Genomic DNA, 19865 nt, shown 5'->3' on the forward strand with positions numbered 1-19865 from the left:
CAGATGCCGAGAAGCAGCATCGACAACCCCGCTCAAGCGGACGTGACCTGACCAGCAGGACTCAGTAGGTCTTCGCTCAGCGTCACCTGCCCTCGGCGCCCCATTGATGCTCGCCACTTTGACAGGGGCTGACCTGCCGACAAGGTGCCTGACACCCCATCAGAACGAGCGTCAATGAGCGTCATTTCAGCGTCAAGATATCGCCTGTAACACCCACAACGCACATAATGGGCACGCACGAAACCGCAGGTCAGGAGCCCTTTGCGACAGGCTCCAGGATCGCCACGCACTCCACGTGATGGGTCATCGGGAAGAGGTCGAACGCCCGCAGGGTGCGGGGCCTGTAGCCGCCCGTGCGGAAGTAGGCGAGGTCGCGGGCGAGGGCCGCGGGGTCGCAGGCGACGTAGGCGATGCGGCGGGCGCCGAGGGCGGTGAGGTGGGCGACCGTCTGGCGGCCCGCGCCGGCGCGGGGTGGGTCGAGGACGATGAGGTCCGTCTCAGTGATGCCGGTGCGCGGCAGGGCCTGTTCGACCTTGCCCTGTTCGATGCGGACGCGGTCGAAGTCCTTGAGGTTGTGCCGGGCGTCCTCGACGGCGCGCTTGGAGGATTCGATGCCGAGGACCGCGCCTTGGTCTCCGACGCGGTCGGCGATGGCGCCGGCGAACAGGCCCACGCCGCAGTAGAGGTCGAGCGCGGTCTCGCCCTTGCGCGGCATCAGGCCCTGCATCACCGCGGTGACCAGGACGTCCGCGGCCTGCGGATGGACCTGCCAGAAGCCGCCCATGCCGACGCGGTAGGTGCGGCCGTCGGCGCGTTCGCGGACGAAGGCGCGGCCGTGGACCCGGTGGACCGAGCCGTCGCGTTCCTCGACGCGGAGGACGGAGACCGGCTTGTCCAGTTCGACGAGGGGCAGCCGGCCGCCGGGGCGCGGGGTGAGGACGACCTGGCGGTCGTTGGAGCCGGTGGCCGCGATGGCCTCGACGGAGGCCAGCTGAGGCCAGACGCGGCGCTCGATGCCCAGTTCGCTGACCCCCTCGGCGGCGATCATGCAGTGGTCTACGGGCTCCACCTCATGCGAGCGGTGCCTGCGCAGTCCGGCCCGGCCCTCGGCGTCGACGGCGTACTGGACGCGCGTGCGCCAGGCGGGCACCTGGCCCGCCGGGAGCTTGTCGCCGGGGGCGGGCATAACGGTGCCGTCCCAGCCCGCCTCCTCAGGGGTGAGCCCGGCCAGCCGCTTCAGCTGCTCGGCGATCACCTCGCCCTTGAGCCTCCGCTGTGCTCCGGGCTTGGCGTGCTGCCAGTCGCAGCCGCCGCACTTGCCGGGCCCGGCGAAGGGGCAGGGCGCCTCGATGCGGTCCTTGGAGGCCTCGATCACCCGCACCGCGTCGGCGCGCAGAAAGCGGGAGTCCTCCGCGCCCTCGGTGACGCGGACGACCGCCTTCTCGCCGGGCAGCGCATGCCGGACGAACAGCACCCGGCCCTCGTCCGTGCGGGCGATGCAGTGGCCGCCGTGTGCGACGGGGCCGACCTCGACCTCGTACTCCTCCCCGACCAGCGACGACTCGGTTTCGTTCGGCATGGCGGGGTGACTCCTGAGGTGAAAGGGGCGGGGCGCCCGCGAAGGGCAGGACAACAGCCTGTCAGTGTACGTCGGCTTTCCGCTCAGCTCCGGCCACCGGGGTCCTTGGGCCGGCCGTCCACCGGGCCGCGGCGCACCGAACCCGGGGCGTTCCACTCCTGGCGCTTCTTCGCCCGCCGCTTCGCCGCCTCCGACGACACCAGCTGGTACGGCACCGAGGTGACCATCACGCCCGGGGTGAACAGGAGCCGGCCCTTGAGCCGCAGCGCGCTCTGGTTGTGCAGCAGATGCTCGTACCAGTGCCCGACCACATATTCCGGGATGACCACGCTGACGACGTCCCGCGGGCTTTCGCGTCGCAGCCCCTTGACGTAGTCGATGACCGGCCGGGTGATCTCGCGGTACGGCGAGTCGAGGATCTTCAGCGGCACATCGATGGCGCGGCGCTCCCACTCGGCGCGCAGCGCCTTGCTGTCGTCCGCGTCCACGCTGATGCTGACGGCCTCCAGCTTGTCGACGCGCATCAGCTGCGCATACGCGAGGGCCCGCAGGGTGGGGCGGTGCACCTTGGAGACCAGCACGATGGCGTGGACCCGGGAGGGACGCACGCTGTCGTCGGTGGGCTCGTCGGGCGCGGCGATCTCCTCGGCGACCGCGTCGTAGTGCCGGCGGATCGCGCTCATGACCACATAGAAGATCACCATGCCGAGCAGCGCCACCCACGCGCCGTGGGTGAACTTGGTGGCCAGGACGACGACCAGGACAAGGCCGGTGAAGAACGCCCCGAAGGCGTTGATGGCCCGCGAGCGGATCATGATGCGCCGCTTGGCCGGGTTCTTCTCGGTCCGCAGCTTGCGGTTCCAGTGCCGCACCATGCCGGTCTGGCTGAGGGTGAAGGAGACGAAGACGCCGACGATGTAGAGCTGGATGAGCCGGGTGGAGTCGGCGTCGTAGAGGTAGACGAGCAGCCCGGCCGCGCCGGCCAGCAGCACAATGCCGTTGGAGAAGGCGAGCCGGTCGCCGCGGGTGAGCAGCTGGCGCGGCAGATAGCGGTCCTGGGCGAGGATGGAGCCGAGCACCGGGAAGCCGTTGTACGCGGTGTTGGCGGCCAGGAACAGCACAAGCGCGGTGGCCGCTGCGAGCAGCGCGAAGAAGAACGTGCCCTCGCCGAAGACAGCGGCGGCGACCTGGGCGATCACCGGGTCCTGGACATAGTCCTCGCCGACCGGCACGCCGTCGCGGACCAGGTCCTTGGCCGGGAACTCCGCCATCTTCACCCCGGTGGCCATGGCGAGACCGATGATTCCGCAGAACATGGTGACGGCGAGCACGCCCATCAGGGCCAGGGTGTTCGCCGCGTTCCTGCTCTTCGGTTTGCGGAAGGCGGGGACGCCGTTGCTGATCGCCTCGACGCCGGTGAGCGCGGCACAGCCGGAGGAGAAGGCCCGCAGCAGCAGAAAGAGCAGGGCGAAGCCGGCCAGTCCCTGATGCTCGGGCTTGATCTCGAAGTCGGCTGTCGGGGCTCTCATGGAGTCGCCCAGCACCAGCCCTTTGAACGTGCCCCAGGCGATCAGCAGGAAGACCCCGCCGACGAAGACATAGGTGGGAATGGCGAAGAGCCTGCCGGACTCCTTGACTCCGCGCAGATTCATCAGGGTCAGCAGCAGGATGACGGCGAGTGCGCTGAGCACCTTGTGTTCGACGACGAACGGGACGGCGGAGCCGAGGTTCTCCACTCCGGAGGCGATGGACACGGCGACGGTGAGGACGTAGTCCACCAGCAGGGCGCTGGCGACGGTCAGTCCGGCCTTGGGGCCCAGATTGGTGTGGGCGACCTCGTAGTCGCCGCCGCCGCTCGGATAGGCGCGCACGTTCTGCCGGTAGGAGGCGACGACCGTGAACATCAGCACGACGACGGCGGCGGCGATCCAGGGACTGAAGTGGTACGCCGAGACGCCTGCGAGCGACAGGACCAGCAGCACCTCGCCCGGTGCGTACGCCACCGAGGACAGCGGGTCCGAGGCGAAGACGGGGAGTGCGATGCGCTTGGGGAGAAGAGTCTCGCCCAGCCGGTCGCTGCGAAGAGCGCGCCCGATAAGAATACGTTTGGGCACGTCGGTCAGTTTGGACACGCAGAGGATCGTAAGGGGTGCTAATGAGCCGGACGGTCGCAGGGGTCCCCACGGCTACGGTGCGTGTGTAGCTTGGGCCGCGGTCTGAGACCCTGTTAACCCTGAGCAAACCCTGAGCAATGACTCACCCTGTCCAGGACCGGGACAGGACAGCCGGAAGGACGGTCGTGCACATCGTCATCATGGGATGCGGGCGAGTGGGAGCCGCTCTCGCGCAGACCCTGGAACAGCAGGGGCACACGGTGGCCGTCGTGGATCAGGACCCCACGGCCTTCCGCCGCCTGGGCTCCGGGTTCGGGGGACGCCGCGTCACCGGAATCGGGTTCGACCAGGACACCCTGCGTGAGGCGGGGATCGAGGACGCGGGCGCGTTCGCCGCGGTCAGCAGCGGTGACAATTCCAACATCATCGCGGCGCGTGTGGCCCGTGAGATGTTCGGCATCGAGAATGTGGCGGCCCGGATCTACGACCCGCGGCGTGCGGAGGTCTACCAGCGTCTGGGCATCCCCACGGTCGCCACCGTGCGCTGGACCGCGGACCAGATGCTGCGGCGGCTGCTGCCGTCCGGCGCGGAGCCGCTGTGGCGCGATCCCAGCGGGAGCGTGCAGCTCGCCGAGGTGCACACCGCGCCCTCCTGGATCGGGCACAAGATCAGCAAGCTGCAGGAGGAGACGGGCGTGCGGGTCGCCTTCATCACCCGGCTGGGCGAGGCGATGCTGCCGACGTCCCAGACGGTGCTGCAGGAGGGCGACCTCGTGCACGTGATGATGCGCACGGACGAGATCGAGAAGGTCGAGGCGGCCTTCGCCGAGGGGCCTGAGGAGGGCGGTCGCTGATGCGTGTGGCGATTGCGGGCGCCGGTGCGGTGGGCCGGTCCATCGCGGGCGAGCTGCTGGAGAACGGGCACGAGGTGCTGCTGATCGACAAGGCCCCGACCGCGATCTCGGTGGAGCGGGTGCCGCAGGCGGAGTGGCTGCTGGCCGACGCCTGTGAGATCACGTCGCTGGACGAGGCGGCGCTGCAGCGCTGCAATGTGGTGATCGCGGCGACCGGCGACGACAAGGTCAATCTGGTGGTCTCGCTGCTGGCGAAGACGGAGTACGCGGTTCCGAGGGTGGTCGCGCGGGTCAACAACCCCAAGAACGAGTGGCTCTTCAATGAGTCATGGGGCGTGGATGTCGCGGTGTCCACCCCGCGGCTGATGTCGGCGCTGGTGGAGGAGGCGGTGAGCGTCGGCGATCTGGTGCGGCTGCTGCGCTTCAGCCACGGCGACGCGAATCTGGTGGAGCTGACGCTGCCGCCGGAGTCGGCGATCGCCGGTACGCAGGTGGGCGCGGTGGCCTGGCCGCAGGACACCTCCCTGGTGACGATCATCCGCGGCTCGCGGGTGCTGACGCCCACCGCGCAGGAGACGCTGGAGGAGGGGGACGAGCTGCTGTTCGTCGCGGCGCAGGCGCGGGAGGAGCAGTTGGAGGACCTGCTGTCGGCGCGGCGCGAGGAGAATCCGGCGGGCTGAGGCGGGGGCTCTGTCCCGCGCCCCTTCCCTGGTCTGAGGGCTCCGCCCCAGACCCTCCGGAGGAATGCCGTCGCACCGACAGGGCCTTCGCCGTCTCCGCGGGGCGGCTTGCCGCAGCTGACGGGCCCAGGACCGCTGGATAAGGCAACGGCATTGCCCTCCGGGGGTACGGCGGTGTACGGGGGCCGGCGCCCGCACACCCCGCAGGGGGCAGCGTCGCGCCGTGGCCTCGGCTGCCCGCACCTCACAGAGAGGCCGCCCCGCGCGGTCTGACGGCCGAGGAGGCCGGGACGTCGGCTCCCGGAGTCACGGGGCGGGGGCGGTCCGCAGGCTACGCCTCCGGCGCTTGGGGGGCCGCCGCCCGCTCCCGCTCCGCGCGTTCCTTCGCTTCCATTTCGGCGAAGACGTCGATCGGCGGGGGCGCCTTCGCCAGGAAGACCCAGGTCAGATAGACGGCCAGCAGGAACGGCGGGATCTTCAGGGCGACCAGGACCCAGCCGAGCTGCGTGGTGTCGGCCCACCAGTAGAGCGGGAAGAGGATCGCGCACTTGGCGAGCAGGATGAGGCCCCAGGCCCAGCTGGCCTTGGCGTAGGCCTTCTTGCGGCCGGGGTTGCGGGTGCGCCAGGAGAGGTTCTCCTTGAAGACCGGGCCCAGGATCAGGCCGATCAGCGGGACGCCCGCGAGCGTCGTCGCGATATAGGTGACGCCGAGGCCGAGCGTGTACAGCATGCCCGGCAGATAGAAGTCCTTGGCGTTGCCGGTCATCATCGCGAAGACGACGCCGAACGCGACGCCGAACACCCCGCTGAAGGCGTGCTTGACCGTGTCCCTGCGCACCAGCCGCACCGCGACGAGCACCAGCGACACCGCGAGCGCGGCGAGCGCCGAGAGGTGGAGGTCCTTGTTGACCGTGTAGATGGTCACGAAGAGCAGGCCCGGCAGAACCGTCTCCACCATGCCGCGCACGCCGCCGAAGGCCTCGAACAGCGCGGCCTCCGTGACGGTCTTCGTCGCGTCCGAGGCGCCTCCTGGCTGCTGGTCGTCAGTGGTCGTGTGGGTCGGCTTGTCGACAGACGTCACCGGCTACTCCTGTCCGAGCGGTCGGAGTTCGTATTTGGGATTGAAGAGCACCCGGCGGCCGTGGTTCATGGATATCCGCCCCGAGGCGATGAGCCTGCGGCCCGGCTCAATGCCCGCGATGGAGCGGCGGCCGAGCCATACGACGTCCAGCGGGGCCGTCCCGTCGAAGAGCTCCGCCTCCAGCGCGGGCACACCGGCCCGCGGGCGCAGGGTGACCGTGCGCAAGGTACCAGCAACCCTGACGATCTGCCGGTCGCCGCACTCTGCGATGCGCGTACAGCCCGACGCCTCCGCGTCGTCCCGCAGCTCCTCCGACTCCAGCTCCTCCTGGGTGCTGGAGAGCCGGTCGAGCATACGGCGGAAGCGGCCGGCCGGCTTGTCGGGACGGGGTGTGCCACTCATACGGAAAGCGTACCGGCCACCCCCGCCACCGGATCAACGTTCGAAGCGGTATCCCATGCCGGGCTCGGTGACGAAATGCCGGGGGTGTGCGGGATCGGCCTCCAGCTTGCGCCTGAGCTGGGCCATATAGACGCGCAGATAGTTGGTCTCGGTGCCGTACGAGGGTCCCCAGACCTCCTGGAGCAGCTGCTTCTGGCTGACCAGGCGGCCCGTGTTCCGTATGAGCACCTCCAGCAGATGCCACTCCGTCGGGGTCAGCCGGATGTCGCGCCCCTCACGCCGCGCCTTCTTGGCGGCGAGGTCGACGGTGAAGGCGGCGGTCTCCACCACCGCGGCGCCGTCGGCTCCGTCCGCGCCTCCGGCCGGCTCCGCGCGGCGGACGGCAGCCCGCAGCCGGGCCAGCAGCTCGTCCATGCCGAAGGGCTTGGTGACGTAGTCGTCCGCGCCCGCGTCCAGGGCCTCGACCTTCTCGTCGGAGCTGTGGCGGGCGGAGAGCACCAGGATCGGCACCCGCGTCCAGCCGCGCAGCCCTCTGATCACCTCGACGCCGTCCATGTCGGGCAGGCCGAGGTCGAGGAGCACGACGTCGGGGTGGCGGACGGCGGCCAGCTCAAGGGCTCCGGCGCCGTCGGCGGCCGCGTCCACGTCGTACTTGCGCGCCTTCAGGTTGATCACGAGGGCGCGTACGATCTGCGGCTCGTCGTCGACCACGAGCACCCGGGTCATGCGGATCTGCCTTTCCGTAGCAGGAGGACTGTGAGAGGCGGTGCGGGACTGCGAGGGAGGAGTCACGGAGGGGGTCAGGAGGTCAGCGGGGCGGGGAGCTGAGCCGGCACGGCCCCGGGCTCCCGGCCAGGCGGCGACGCCCGGAGCGTCAGCACCATGGTCATCCCGCCGCCCGGGGTGTCCTCCGCGCTGAGCGTGCCGCCCATGGCCTCGGCGAAGCCCCTGGCCACGGCGAGCCCCAGCCCCACCCCGGCCCCGCGCGGCGCGTCGCCGTAGCGCTGGAAGGGTTCAAAGATCCGCTCCTTGGCGTCGTCGGGGACTCCGGGGCCGCGGTCGGCCACCCGCAGCTCCACGCGTTCGCCGAGGACGCTGGCGGCGACGGTGACGGGCGTGCCGGGCGGGCTGTACTTGACGGCGTTCTCGACGACGTTGGCGACGGACCGCTCCAGCAGTCCGCGGTCGACGGCGACCATCGGCAGCGTCTCGGGGATGTCCAGCTCGACGCTGTCCGAGGAGACGCCGGCGAGCGCCATCGGGACGACCTCGTCGAGGTCGGTCTCGCGGATCAGCGGGGTGACGGTGCCCGTCTGGAGCCGTGACATGTCCAGGAGGTTGCCGACGAGGCAGTCCAGCCGGTCCGCGCCTTCCTCGATCGCCGCGAGCAGCTCCGCCTCATCCTCGTCCGACCACGCCACGTCGCCGGACCGCAGGGAGGACACCGCCGCCTTGATCGCGGCGAGCGGGGTGCGCAGATCGTGGCTGACCGCGGCGAGGAGAGCGGTGCGGATGCGGTTGCCCTCGGCCAGTTCACGGGCCCGCTCGGCCTCTCCGAGGAGCCGCTGCCGGTCCAGTACGACGGCGGCCTGGGCGGCGAAGGCGGCCAGCACCCTGCGGTCCTCGGCCGGCAGCACCCGGCCGGAGAGCGCCAGCGCCATATGGCCGCCGACGGGCATGTCGACGTCCGCGTCCTCGGGGCGGGCCACGACCGGGCCGGTCCCGGCGCTGCCCGCGCAGGTCCAGGGGGCGGTGTCGCCCGTCCGCTCCAGCAGCGCCACACCGTCCATGGCGAAGGTCTCCCGCACCCGCTGGAGCAGCGCGTCCAGCGTGGTCTCCCCGCGCAGCACGCTCCCGGCCAGGAAGGACAGGATCTCGGACTCGGCGCGCAGCCGGGCGGCCTGGTGGGTGCGGCGGGCGGCGAGGTCGACGACGGAGGCCACGGCCACGGCGACCGCGAAGAAGACGGCGATCGCGACGATATTGCGCGGGTCGTGGACGGTCAGGGTGTGCGTGGGCGGGGTGAAGCAGAAGTTCAGCAGCAGGGAGCCGACCGCGGCCGAGGCGAGCGCCGGCAGCAGTCCCCCGAGCAGGGCCGCGGCGACCGTCAGGGAGAGGAACAGCAGAACGTCGTTGGCCAGCCCCAGGGAGTCCCCGAAGGCCCTCAGCAGCAGCGCCAGCAGCAGCGGGGCGGCGACGCCGACGAGCCAGCCGGCGACTATCCGGGAGCGGCCGAGGCGTGCCCCGCGCGCCCCAGGCAGTCCCCGGCCCTTGCCCGCCTCGCTGTGGGTGACGATGTGGACGTCGAGGTCGGGCCCCGAGTCGCGGGCGACGGTCGCGCCGACGCCGGGCCCGAAGACGTACTGCCAGGCCTTGCGGCGGCTGGAGCCGAGCACGATCTGGGTGGCGTTGACGCCGCGTGCGAACTCCAGCAGCGCGGCGGGGACCTCGTCGCCTATGACGTGGTGGAAGGTGCCGCCGAGGTCCTCGACCAGGGTGCGCTGGACGGCGAGTTCCCTGGGCGCGTCGGGCGAGGCGGAGGTGAGCCCGTCGCTGCGGGCCACATAGACGGCGAGGATCTCGCCGCCGGAGCCCTTGGCGGCCAGGCGGGCGGCCCTGCGGATGAGGGTGCGGCCCTCGGGTCCGCCTGTGAGGCCGACGACGATGCGCTCGCGTGCCTGCCAGGTGGACCGTATGCCGTGCTCGCCGCGGTACTGCTGGAGGTATTCGTCGACCCGGTCCGCGGTCCACAGCAGGGCCAGCTCGCGCAGGGCGGTGAGATTGCCGGGGCGGAAGTAGTTGGAAAGGGCCGCGTCGACGTTGTCCGGGCGGCAGACGTTGCCGTGGGCCATACGGCGCCGCAGTGCCTGGGGCGACATGTCGACGAGCTCTATCTGGTCGGCCCTGCGGACTGCCTCGTCGGGGACGGTCTCCCGCTGCCGTACGCCGGTGATGGACTCCACGACGTCGCCGAGCGACTCCAGATGCTGGATGTTGACCGTGGATATCACGTCGATGCCCGCGGCCAGCAGCTCCGCCACGTCCTGCCAGCGCTTGGCGTTGCGCGAGCCCGGCACATTGGTGTGGGCCAGTTCGTCCACCAGGGCGACGGCCGGACGGCGGGCGAGGACGGCGTCGACGTCCATCTCGGTGAAGTCCGCGCCGCGGTGGCTCAGCTCGCGCCGTGCGATCTGCTCCAGGCCGTGGAGCAGTGCCTCGGTGCGGGGGCGGCCGTGGTGCTCGACGAAGGCCACGACGCAGTCGGCGCCGCGCTCGACGCGGCGGTGCGCCTCGGAGAGCATGGCGTACGTCTTGCCGACGCCGGGCGCCGCGCCCAGGTAGATCCGTAGCGTGCCGCGTCCCATGGCTTGACTTTACGGCGCGTCTTTCCGGCAAATGGGACGGGGTGTGGGCTTCGGGTCGGTATTGACGCGATTCTGACGCCTGCCACGTGGACGTCGGTCAGCCGCGTGCCGCCGGGCAGCCCGCGCTGCCTGGCGGCACGGCCGTCGCACGGCGGTACGGTCCTCCACCAGGGCGCGCACCTGCTGCCTTGTCAGGCCGTTGGATGGGCGACCCGGGCTGTCTGGAGCCGGCGGCAAGCTCACGGCGGGTCACCCGACTCCGGAGATGAGGGAGCGGCCATCGGCAGAAACCGCCCAAGCGGCAGCGGGACCGAGGCGACGGCGGAGAGCGGCAGCAGGATGCGTACGACTGCCAGCTGGTGTCCGAGACGGAGGACGCGGCGGTGTTGAACGCCTGGTCAGGGCTGATCGCAGGGCTCAGAACCTCTCCGGGTACAGCAGGGCGAGGACGAGGTATCCCAGCAGGGCGGCGGCCACGACGAGGCCGACGATGTGCTCGGCGCTCACAGCTTCGCCACCCCCTTGGCGATGAGGGCCACCAGTGCGAAGACGGCGATCGCGGTGACGACGAAGGCCAGATCGGCCATCTGAGCTCCTAGATCAGGTCGGAAGTCAGGCCGGACGGTCTGACCTGATCAGCAAACCCCTCCGGACGGCCGTCTCCGCCGCTGTTGACGGCTCCCTGACGGCTGCGGACGCCGCTTTGACGCCTCTCATACGGCACGGTCTTGCCTGGCACAGGGCGGCGGGCTGCACAGGGCGGCTGGGCCGCGCTCCCTTCGAGGGGAGCGCGGCCCAGCCGCCCTGCTTCGCTGTGTGCCGTGCGGTCCGGCCGTCAGCGGACTTCGGTGATCTCGGGTCCGCGCTGGAGCTGTCCCATGCCTCCGGAGAAGCGCGAGCTGCTCTGCTGCTCCTGCTGCACGCCCTCGGGCACCATCTGGGCGTCCTCCGGCAGCTTCAGCACGATCGGGTCGCGCGGAGCCATCGGCCCTTCGCCGCGGACGACCACGGTGTCGCGGAAGATCTGCTCCAGCAGCCCCGCCGTCTCCGGGTGCACGGCGCCCTGTCCGGAGATCACTCCGCGCAGGAACCAGCGCGGCCCGTCGACGCCCACGAAGCGGACGATCTGCACACCGCCGGTGCCGTCCGGCAGCTGCACCGGCACCTGGGCCCGCAGCTCCCAGCCGAGGGGGCCCTCGACCTCGTCGATGACTCCGCCCTGCTGGGTGATGCCGGAGGCAATCTCCTCGCGGACCTCGCCCCAGATGCCCTCCTTCTTGGGGGCGGCGAAGGCCTGCAGCTGTACGGCGCTGTCGCGCAGCACCACGGTGGCCGCGACGATCGCGTCACCCGCGACCTCGACGCGCAGCTCCATGCCCTCGACGCCGGGCACGAACAGACCGCCCAGGTCGACGCGGCCCTCGGCGGGCTTGGAGACCTCGGAGACGTCCCAGGGGCCGTCGGGCCGGGGCGCGGGCGGAAGGTTCACCCGTCGCGGCGCGCCCTCCTCGCCGCCGCCCGCGGCGGCCGCCGTGTCCGCGGCGTCCGCTGCGGCCTGCTCGTCGACGACCTGCTCGGCCTCGCCCGCTGCGTCCGCCACGTCCCTGGCGGAACCACTCTTCTTGCGACGTCCGAACACGTCACTGTCCTTCCCGGTCGGATACGACCGAAGCGTATCGATTCCCACCCGTTGAACCGTCCACGGCGGCATGACCGCCGGTGGACCCGAAGCCCCCCTCGGCCCGCGCCGAGCCGGGAAGCTCCGCCACCTCGTGGAAGCGCACCTTCTCGACCTGCTGGACGACCAGTTGGGCAATCCGGTCGAACCGTTCGAACCGCACGCTCTCGCGCGGGTCCAGATTGACCACGATTACCTTGATCTCTCCACGGTACCCGGCGTCGACCGTCCCCGGGGCATTCACAAAGGCGACTCCGCAGCGGGCGGCAAGCCCGGAGCGGGGGTGTACGAAGGCCGCGTACCCGTCCGGGAGCGCGATAGACACCCCGGTCGGCAGAACGGCGCGCTCGCCGGGTGCGAGTTCGGCGGCCTCGCGGGTCACCAGATCGGCTCCGGCGTCGCCCGGATGTGCGTAGCTCGGCAGCGGGACCTCGGGGTCCACACGGCGGATCAGCACATCTACGGGGTTGCCGGGGCTGGCGGGCTTGGTCATCAGGGGTTCACCTCGAAGGCGCGGGCGCGCCTGATCTGATCGGGGTCGGCCATGGCCGCCCGGATCTCCTCCGGACGGCCGTTCTCGATGAAGTGGTCGACCTTGACCTCGATGAAGAGGGCATCGGCGCGCACGGCGACAGGGCCGTCGGGGCCGCCGATCCGGCCGACCGCGGAGGAGTAGATCTTGCGTCCGGCGACGGCGGTGACCTCGGCCTGCAGATGGAGCACGGTGTCCACGGGCACCGGGCGTACGAAGTCGGTCTCCAGCCGGCCGGTGACCGCGATCACCCGCAGCAGCCAGTTGAGCGAGCCGAGCGTCTCGTCGAGGGCGGTGGCCAGCACGCCGCCGTGCGCCAGTCCGGGGGCGCCCTGGTGGGCGGGTTTGACAGTGAACTCCGCGCTGACGCTGACGCCCTCGCCGGCCCGCGCCTCAAGGTGCAGGCCGTGCGGCTGGGCGCCGCCGCAGCCGAAGCAGTGGTCGTAGTGCGCGCCGAGCAGCTCGCCGGGGGCCGGGGCGTCCGGGTGCCGCACCGGGGCGACGGCGTCCGCGGGCGGTGTCAGGGCCCGGGAGTCGGATCGTGGGCCGGGGGCGGGCCCCGGGGAGTTCGCGGTACTCACAGCCGCAGACCTTACCCGCGCGGACAGGGCCAGGGCGCACCTGCCAAGCTTGACCCATGCAGTCCTCCGCGCCCCAGCAGGCCCCGCAGTACGCAGAACGGCTGACCGCTCCCCGCTCCTGGTGGCTGGTGGCGGCCCTCGTGGGCGTCAGCGGGGGTCTGCTGCTGCTGCCGCTGGGGGTGCTGCCGATGCTCGGCGGGCTGCTCGCGGCGACGGCGGCGGCGTGTGCGGCTGTCAGCTCCTACGGCTCGGCGCGCATCCGGGTGGTGGCGGGCTCGCTGGTCGCGGGCGACGCCCGGATTCCGGTCTCGGCGCTCGGCCGGGCCGAGGCGCTGGACGCGGCGGACGCGCTCGCCTGGCGCTCGCACAAGGCCGACCCGCGGGCCTTCATGCTGCTGCGCAGCTATGTGCCGACGGCGGTGCGGATCGAGGTGACGGACCCGCAGGACCCGACGCCGTACGTCTATCTCTCGACCCGCGATCCGGAGGGTCTGGCGGCCGCGGTGGAAGCGGCCCGCACCGTCTGAGTCTGAGCGCGCGACGCGGAGACGCCCCCGGCGTTCGACGGGGTGCGACGCGGCGTGCGGCGGCGTGCGAACGGGCTCAGCGGCCCAGCTCGCGGGGCAGGGCGGCGGCGGCCGGGGGCAGGGCCGACTGCTCCAGCGGGGGCAGCTCGGGCAGGGCGTCCCAGGGGACCTGGCGGCTGCGCAGGTCCTTGCGGATGCGCTCCGCGAGCTTCTTGGTGTCCCGGCGGTTCATGGCGGCGCCGACGGCCGCGCCGACCAGGAACGGGATCAGATTCGGCAGATTGCGCACGGTGCGCTTCATGATCTGCTGGCGCAGCTCGCGTCTGAGTCCGCCGCCGAGCGCGACGTTCTTGTACGTCGACGGCTTGGTGACGTCGACGCCGCGCTCCTCGGTCCACGACGTCAGATAGGCGGTGCTGCGCTCCTTGAGCGTGCCGGGCGGACGCAGGCCGTAGACCTCGTACAGCTCGGCGATGAGCTTCAGCTCGATGGCCGCCACGCCGACGATCTCCGCGGCCAGCTCGGCGGGCATCGCCGGCGGCACCGGGAGCATGGCGGCGGCTCCCACGCCCGCGCCCACGGTGGAGGTGCCGGCGGCCGCTCCCGCGATCAGTTTGTCGGCGAGCTCCTCGGGGGTGAGGCCGGGGAACTGCGCGCGCAGGGTCGCGAGGTCGCGCACCGGGATGCGGGGCGCGTTCTCGATGATCTGGTCCGCGACGAACGCGAGTGAGGTCTTCACTCCCTGTCCGCCGGCGCGGACGCCGCGCTTGACCAGGCTCAGCCGTCCCGCGCCGGTCGCGGGGCCGGCCGTCTGCGCTGCTTCGAGCGAGGCCGGCCGGCCTCGCCCGTCGTCGTCCTGCGGGCCGTCAGACGGCAGCACGGCGGGCGAGTGCCCGGCAGACGCGGCGGCGTCTGCCGACGGGCCCGTACCGCCCTGGTGGGCCGCTTCCGGCTTCGGGCGCCGAAGGCGCCGCTTCCTGGACGGTGTCTCACCTGCCACGGCCGACCCGACCTCAGTCGCAGTCGCGGCAGATCGGCTGGCCGTTCTTCTCCCGGGCCAGCTGGCTGCGGTGGTGCACCAGGAAGCAGCTCATGCACGTGAACTCGTCCTGCTGCTTCGGCAGCACCCGGACGGCCAGCTCCTCGTTGGAGAGGTCCGCGCCGGGCAGCTCCAGGCTCTCGGCCGCCTCGAACTCGTCGACGTCGACGGTCGAGGCCGACTTGTCGTTCCGCCGGGACTTCAGCTCTTCGATGCTGTCCTCGTTGAGGTCGTCATCGGTCTTGCGTGGGGTGTCGTAATCCGTTGCCATGTCGCTCTCCCCCTCTGGGTGTCTGCGGTGTCTCCAGCGCACGTAACGCGTGAGAGGCCGGACTTGTGCCCGACCCGAGGCGGAGATTTTGCCTCACATCAAGGTCTGTTACTCAATCGACACCCAACCGGACCCCTCAAGAGTGATCAGGTTGGACGGCGAAGGGGACCGTACACGGTCCTGAAGCCGCACTTCATCAGGGCCACCCCGTGTACTTCCCGTAATCCTGACCCTGAGAAACCCGGACTTTTCCTGGCTTTCCGGCAAGAGTCTTGATCACGGAGCGTAGATGGCCTGAAATGCGCCTCTGTGATCGATCCCACAAGCCCACCTCGGGGACAAGCCCCGAAAATTCCGCTCAAAGCGAACAAGGCCCGCGCATGTCATCGGCCTCCAGGAGTCGCCCGATCCCGCCCGGTTTCCCGGACGGGCCGGCCGCTCAGGCAGGCAGAGTGACACGCATCAGCAGGCCGCCGCCCTCGCGGGGCTCCGCGATGATACGGCCTCCATGGGCCCGGGCGATCGACCGGGCGATCGAAAGCCCCAGGCCGACGCCCCTGTCGCTGCCCGTCCGCTCCTGTCTCAGCCGGCGGAACGGCTCAAACATGTTGTCGATTTCGTAGCCGGGTACCACGGGGCCGGTGTTCGAGACCTCCAGAACGGCCTGGCCCTGCCGCATCTCGGTGGTCACCTCCACCCAGCCGCCCTCCGGGATGTTGTAGCGGACGGCGTTCTGGACGAGATTGAGCGCGATCCGCTCCAGCAGGACCCCATTGCCCTGCACCATGGCCGCGGCCCGCTCCCCCCGGATCTCCACGCCCTTCTCCATGGCCTCCCCGCGCACCTGGTCCACCGCGCGGCCCGCCACCTCGGCGAGGTCGACCGGCTTGCGCTCGACGATCTGGTTGTCGCTGCGGGCGAGCAGCAGCAGCCCCTCCACCAGCTGCTCGCTGCGCTCATTGGTGGCCAGCAGCGTCTTGCCGAGCTGCTGGAGCTCCACCGGGGCCCCGGGGTCGGAGAGATGGACCTCCAGCAGCGTCCGGTTGATCGCGAGCGGGGTGCGCAGCTCATGGGAGGCGTTGGCGACGAACCGCTGCTGGGCGGTGAAGGCGCGCTCCAGCCGGTCCAGCATCTCGTCGAAGGTGTCGGCGAGCTCCTTCAGCTCATCGTCCGGCCCGTCCAGCTCGATCCGCCGGGTCAGGTCGCTGCCGGCGACCCGGCGGGCGGTGCGGGTGATCCGGCCCAGCGGGGACAGCACCCGGCCCGCCATGGCGTAACCGAAGGCGAACGCGATCACGCTGAGGCCGAGCAGGGCGAACAGCGAGCGGCGCAGCAGATCGTCCAGCGCCATCTCGCGCTGATGCTGCAGACAGCCCGCGACAGCCTCGTTGAACTGCTCGCCGGTCCCCGTCGCCGGAAGCTCGCACCAGGTCTGCGTGGGCAGCACCTCGCCCCGGACGATGCGGAACGGCAGATCGCCCACGCTGACGTGCAGCGCCTGCGCCGTGAGCAGATAGATGATCGACAGCAGCAGGATGCCCGCGATCAGGAACATGCCGCCGTACAGCAGCGTGAGCCGTATCCGGATCGTCGGACGCAGCCAGGGGCGCATGGGCTCCCGCGGGTCCCAGGTGGGCTTCGGCGGGACCGCGGGGTGCGGGGGATGCGTGGTCATGCGGGGTCAGATCCGGTAGCCGGAGCCCGGCACCGTGACGATCACGGGCGGCTCCCCCAGCTTGCGCCGCAGGGTCATCACCGTCACCCGCACCACATTGGTGAACGGGTCGGTGTTCTCGTCCCACGCCTTCTCCAGCAGCTGCTCGGCCGAGACGACCGCGCCCTCGCTGCGCATCAGCACCTCCAGGACCGCGAACTCCTTGGGGGCGAGCTGGACCTCCCTGCCGTCGCGGAAGACCTCACGGCGGTTGGGGTCGAGCTTGATCCCGGCGCGCTCCAGGACGGGCGGCAGCGGCACGGTGGTACGCCGGCCGAGCGCCCGCACCCGGGCCGTCAGCTCGCTGAAGGCGAACGGCTTGGGCAGATAGTCGTCCGCGCCCAGCTCAAGGCCCTCGACGCGGTCGCTGACGTCGCCGGAGGCGGTCAGCATCAGCACGCGCGTGGGCATGCCCAGCTCGACGATCCTGCGGCACACGTCGTCCCCGTGGACGAGGGGGAGGTCCCGGTCCAGCACCACCACGTCGTAGTCGTTGACCCCGACGCGCTCCAGGGCCGCGGCGCCGTCGTATACGACGTCGACCGCCATGGCCTCCCGGCGCAGTCCGGTGGCCACCGCATCGGCGAGCAGCTGCTCGTCCTCGACGACGAGTACACGCACGTCGCTTGTCCTTCCTCTGGGCCCGTCAGGGAGTCCGGGCATGGCTTGTGGGCACGGGCCGTGCCGCCCTCCATCCTGCCTGTTACGCGGGTAAACCCGTGGTAAGCCGCCGATGACGGGGAGACGGGCTCCACGGGTCGCGGGGAATTCACCGGATTCACGCACAGGTTGAGGTTTCTGTGAGGAGGGCGCTGGGGAAGACGCTTCACACACCCCGCGATCACTCCCTGTCTGCGGCGCGCCACGAGCCGTTCCGATCCGGGGACGGTCCCCCTGTGGACCTGACAGACCTGGACGCCAGATCTAACAGCCCTGACAAGACCTTTAAGGACCCACCGTCGGCACACCCCCGTGCCACCGACCTACGACGAGGGGGCGCACCATGGACGCTTTCACCGCAGGACTGCTGCAGCGCATAGAGGCGGCTGAGTCCGACCTCACGAAGGCACGCGAGGACGGCGACGAATTCCTCGTGGACGTCGAGCTGGCCGAGCTGGAAGACCTCCGCCGCCTGGCCGCCGAACACGGCGTGGAGGTGGGCGCGGTCTGACCCCGCGCCCACCCTTGGCAAACCCCGGGGGCTCCGCCCCCGGACCCCCGCGCCTCAAACGCCTGCGGGGCTGGGAAATCCAGCCCGTTGGGGGCACCTCCGCGGGGGTGCCCCTGGGGGCACCTCCCAGCGGTAGCTGGGGGAGGAGTCCGGGGGAGTTTGAGGTCACGGCCTTCAGGCCGTATCGGGGGTCTGGGGGCGGAGCCCCCAGTCACGGAAAAACCGGCTCCGTTCAGTCGTGCCACGCCCCCAGCTCCTCCAGGATCACCTGGAGCGGCTCGAACACCCCCGGCGGCGCCGCGATCGTCAGATCGTAGGACGGCCGGTCACCGGGGCGTCCGCCCGTCCGCGCGCCCGCCTCGCGGGCGATCAGGTCGCCTGCGGCGAGGTCCCAGGGGTGCAGCCCGCGCTCGTAGTAGCCGTCCAGCCGGCCGGCGGCCACATCGCACAGGTCCACCGCCGCGGAGCCGCTGCGCCGGATGTCCCGCAGGCGGGGGATCAGCTGCCGGGCAAGCTCGGCCTGGCGGCGGCGGACGTCGGTCACGTAGTTGAAGCCGGTGGACACCAGCGCCTGCTCCAGCGGCACCGAGGGACGGCACCGCAGCCGCCGGCCGCCGGACCACGCTCCGCCGCCCAGCACGGCGTGGCAGGTCTCACCGCGCATGGGCGCGGCCACCACCCCCACCACCGTCTGCCCGTCGCGCTGTGCGGCGATGGAGACGGCCCAGGTCGGCAGCCCGTAGAGATAGTTCACCGTGCCGTCGAGCGGATCGATCACCCAGCGGACGCCGCTCTTGCCCTCCGACGACGCGCCCTCCTCCCCGAGGAAACCGTCGTCGGGACGGCGCTCCGCCAGAAAGCCGGTGATCAGCTTCTCCGCGGCGATGTCCATCTCGGTCACGACGTCGACGGGGCTCGACTTGGTGGCGGCGACGCCGAGGTCGTCCGGCCGGCCGTCGCGCAGCAGCTCACCGGCGCGGCGCGCGGCCTCCTGGGCGAGAGCGAGCAGCTCCGAGGTCAGCTCATCGGCGATCGGCTCATCGGCGGTCGGCTTTTCGGTCACGGTGTGCTCCTCAGGCGTACGGGCTGTCGGCGCCGGCCGCGGCCGGCTTGGGCGTCCGGGCCGGGCAGCAGCCGACCGGGCACAGATCGTGGCTGGGCCCCAGGGCCCCCAGGGCGCACCGCTCCACCGGCACGCCGCGCTCCGCGGCCGCCCGCTCCAGCAGCAGCTCCCGCACGGCCGCGGCGAACCGCGGATCCGCGCCGACCGTGGCCGAGCGGCGCACCGGCAGCGACAGCTCCGCCGCCTTGGCCAGGGCCTCGGTGTCGAGGTCGTACAGGACCTCCATATGGTCGGAGACGAATCCGATGGGGACCATGACCACGGCCGGCGCCCCGGCCGCCTTCCGCTCCTCCAGGTGGTCGCAGATGTCCGGCTCCAGCCACGGGATGTGCGGCGCTCCGCTGCGCGACTGGTAGACGAGCTCCCAGGGATGCTGGATCCCGGTCTCCTCCCGCACGGCGTCGACGATCAGCCGGGCCACGTCCAGATGCTGGCGGACGTAGGCCCCGCCCTCGCCGTGCTCCTCCTGGGGCCCGGAGGCGTCGGCGGCGGCGGTGGGGATGGAGTGCGTGGTGAAGGCCAGCTGCGCCGAGTCCCGCACCTCGGCGGGCAGCTCCGCGAGGGAGGCCAGGACGCCGTCGACCATGGGCCGTACGAAGCCGGGGTGGTTGAAGTAGTGCCGCAGCTTGTCCACGCGCGGCAGGTCGAGCCCCTCCGCCTCAAGCGCCGCCAGCGCGTCGGCCAGATTCTCCCGGTACTGGCGGCAGCCCGAGTAGGAGGCGTAGGCACTGGTGGCGAGGACGGCGATACGGCGGCGGCCGTCGCGCACCATCTCGCGCAGCACATCGGTCAGATACGGGGCCCAGTTGCGGTTTCCCCAGTAGACCGGGAGATCCACGCCGTGCTCTGCGAAGTCCTTGCGCAGCGCCTGAAGCAGGGCGCGGTTCTGGTCGTTGATGGGGCTGACGCCGCCGAAGAGGAAGTAGTGCTGCCCCACCTCCTTGAGCCGCTCCGTGGGGATGCCCCGGCCGCGCGTCACATTCTCCAGGAACGGAACGACGTCGTCAGGGCCCTCGGGGCCGCCGAACGACAGCAGCAACAGGGCGTCATAGGGCGACGGGTCCCGGGCTGGGTCGCCGGCCGGATCGCTGGCTGCGTCGCGGGCTGGATCGCGCTGATCGGACATGGCTCCGATCCTGCCACCCCGCTCTGAC

20 protein-coding genes are annotated in these 19865 nt (G+C 71.3%); 4 read left to right on the plus strand and 16 right to left on the minus strand.

What is annotated here, in order from left to right:
• Window positions 1-250: 250 nt before the first annotated feature.
• Both OF819_RS13410 and OF819_RS13415 read right to left on the minus strand, forming a co-directional pair.
• Window positions 251-1579 (minus strand): class I SAM-dependent RNA methyltransferase, encoded by a 1329-nt coding sequence (locus OF819_RS13410; RefSeq protein WP_267243710.1) that lies wholly within the window; start codon window positions 1577-1579, stop codon window positions 251-253.
• A gap of 83 nt (window positions 1580-1662) precedes the next feature.
• Window positions 1663-3711 carry an APC family permease gene (locus OF819_RS13415; protein WP_267243711.1) on the minus strand — a complete coding sequence of 683 codons (2049 nt, stop codon included), beginning with the start codon at window positions 3709-3711 and terminating at the stop codon, window positions 1663-1665.
• Window positions 3712-3878: 167 nt separating this feature from the next.
• Between OF819_RS13415 and OF819_RS13420 the strand changes: the two genes are divergently transcribed.
• Window positions 3879-4547, plus strand: coding sequence for a potassium channel family protein (locus OF819_RS13420; RefSeq protein WP_267243811.1), 669 nt, complete (start codon window positions 3879-3881; stop codon window positions 4545-4547).
• Window positions 4547-5227, plus strand: a complete 681-nt coding sequence (locus OF819_RS13425) for a potassium channel family protein (RefSeq protein WP_267243712.1) — start codon at window positions 4547-4549, stop codon at window positions 5225-5227. Before OF819_RS13420 ends, OF819_RS13425 begins: the two co-directional genes overlap by 1 nt.
• 331 nt (window positions 5228-5558) lie before the next feature.
• Here OF819_RS13425 and OF819_RS13430 read toward each other — a convergent pair whose 3' ends face one another.
• The 8 genes from OF819_RS13430 to OF819_RS13465 all read right to left on the minus strand — a co-directional run bounded on the left by OF819_RS13430 (window position 5559) and on the right by OF819_RS13465 (window position 12866).
• The gene (locus tag OF819_RS13430) at window positions 5559-6308 is read right to left on the minus strand and encodes a DUF3159 domain-containing protein (RefSeq protein WP_267243713.1); all 750 of its coding nucleotides are present in this window, start codon (window positions 6306-6308) and stop codon (window positions 5559-5561) included.
• Between the two features lie 3 nt (window positions 6309-6311).
• Window positions 6312-6710 carry an OB-fold nucleic acid binding domain-containing protein gene (locus OF819_RS13435; protein ID WP_267243714.1) on the minus strand — a complete coding sequence of 133 codons (399 nt, stop codon included), beginning with the start codon at window positions 6708-6710 and terminating at the stop codon, window positions 6312-6314.
• 33 nt (window positions 6711-6743) lie between these two features.
• Window positions 6744-7436, minus strand: a complete 693-nt coding sequence (locus OF819_RS13440) for a response regulator (RefSeq protein WP_267243715.1) — start codon at window positions 7434-7436, stop codon at window positions 6744-6746.
• A 74-nt stretch (window positions 7437-7510) separates the two neighbouring features.
• Entirely contained in the window at window positions 7511-10075 is a 2565-nt protein-coding gene (locus OF819_RS13445; protein ID WP_267243716.1) for an ATP-binding protein, read from the minus strand.
• A gap of 417 nt (window positions 10076-10492) precedes the next feature.
• The gene (kdpF, locus tag OF819_RS13450; RefSeq protein ID WP_267243717.1) at window positions 10493-10582 is read right to left on the minus strand and encodes a K(+)-transporting ATPase subunit F; all 90 of its coding nucleotides are present in this window, start codon (window positions 10580-10582) and stop codon (window positions 10493-10495) included.
• 328 nt (window positions 10583-10910) lie between these two features.
• Complete coding sequence (locus tag OF819_RS13455) at window positions 10911-11714, minus strand: DUF3710 domain-containing protein (protein WP_267243718.1); 804 nt, start codon at window positions 11712-11714, stop codon at window positions 10911-10913.
• A gap of 1 nt (window position 11715) precedes the next feature.
• Window positions 11716-12246 (minus strand): dUTP diphosphatase, encoded by a 531-nt coding sequence (dut, locus tag OF819_RS13460; RefSeq protein WP_267243719.1) that lies wholly within the window; start codon window positions 12244-12246, stop codon window positions 11716-11718.
• Window positions 12246-12866, minus strand: a complete 621-nt coding sequence (locus tag OF819_RS13465; protein ID WP_267243720.1) for a PaaI family thioesterase — start codon at window positions 12864-12866, stop codon at window positions 12246-12248. Before OF819_RS13465 ends, dut begins: the two co-directional genes overlap by 1 nt.
• 56 nt (window positions 12867-12922) lie before the next feature.
• Here OF819_RS13465 and OF819_RS13470 point away from each other — a divergent pair, with 56 nt between their 5' ends.
• Complete coding sequence (locus OF819_RS13470; protein ID WP_267243721.1) at window positions 12923-13393, plus strand: DUF3093 domain-containing protein; 471 nt, start codon at window positions 12923-12925, stop codon at window positions 13391-13393.
• Between the two features lie 76 nt (window positions 13394-13469).
• On the opposite strand, the gene OF819_RS13475 is transcribed toward OF819_RS13470, so the two are convergent.
• The 4 genes from OF819_RS13475 to OF819_RS13490 form a co-directional block, all read right to left on the minus strand.
• Window positions 13470-14393, minus strand: coding sequence for a hypothetical protein (locus tag OF819_RS13475; protein WP_267243722.1), 924 nt, complete (start codon window positions 14391-14393; stop codon window positions 13470-13472).
• 13 nt (window positions 14394-14406) lie between these two features.
• Window positions 14407-14703 (minus strand): DUF4193 domain-containing protein, encoded by a 297-nt coding sequence (locus OF819_RS13480; protein WP_240138504.1) that lies wholly within the window; start codon window positions 14701-14703, stop codon window positions 14407-14409.
• Window positions 14704-15142: 439 nt separating this feature from the next.
• On the minus strand, window positions 15143-16378 hold the full coding sequence (locus OF819_RS13485; protein WP_267243723.1) for a sensor histidine kinase: 1236 nt from the start codon (window positions 16376-16378) through the stop codon (window positions 15143-15145).
• Window positions 16379-16384: 6 nt separating this feature from the next.
• Entirely contained in the window at window positions 16385-17038 is a 654-nt protein-coding gene (locus OF819_RS13490) for a response regulator transcription factor (RefSeq protein WP_267243724.1), read from the minus strand.
• 382 nt (window positions 17039-17420) lie between these two features.
• On the opposite strand from OF819_RS13490, the gene OF819_RS13495 reads away from it, so the two are divergent.
• Entirely contained in the window at window positions 17421-17588 is a 168-nt protein-coding gene (locus OF819_RS13495) for a hypothetical protein (RefSeq protein ID WP_267243725.1), read from the plus strand.
• Window positions 17589-17820: 232 nt separating this feature from the next.
• Here the strand turns inward: OF819_RS13495 and OF819_RS13500 are convergent, their stop codons facing one another.
• Both OF819_RS13500 and OF819_RS13505 read right to left on the minus strand, forming a co-directional pair.
• Complete coding sequence (locus OF819_RS13500; RefSeq protein WP_267243812.1) at window positions 17821-18621, minus strand: inositol monophosphatase family protein; 801 nt, start codon at window positions 18619-18621, stop codon at window positions 17821-17823.
• 40 nt (window positions 18622-18661) lie between these two features.
• Window positions 18662-19837, minus strand: coding sequence for a ferrochelatase (locus OF819_RS13505; RefSeq protein ID WP_267243726.1), 1176 nt, complete (start codon window positions 19835-19837; stop codon window positions 18662-18664).
• Window positions 19838-19865 lie beyond the last annotated feature (28 nt).

Origin of the sequence: Streptomyces sp. PR69 (assembly GCF_026420845.1) — a bacterium.
Classification (GTDB): Bacteria; Actinomycetota; Actinomycetes; order Streptomycetales; family Streptomycetaceae; genus Streptomyces.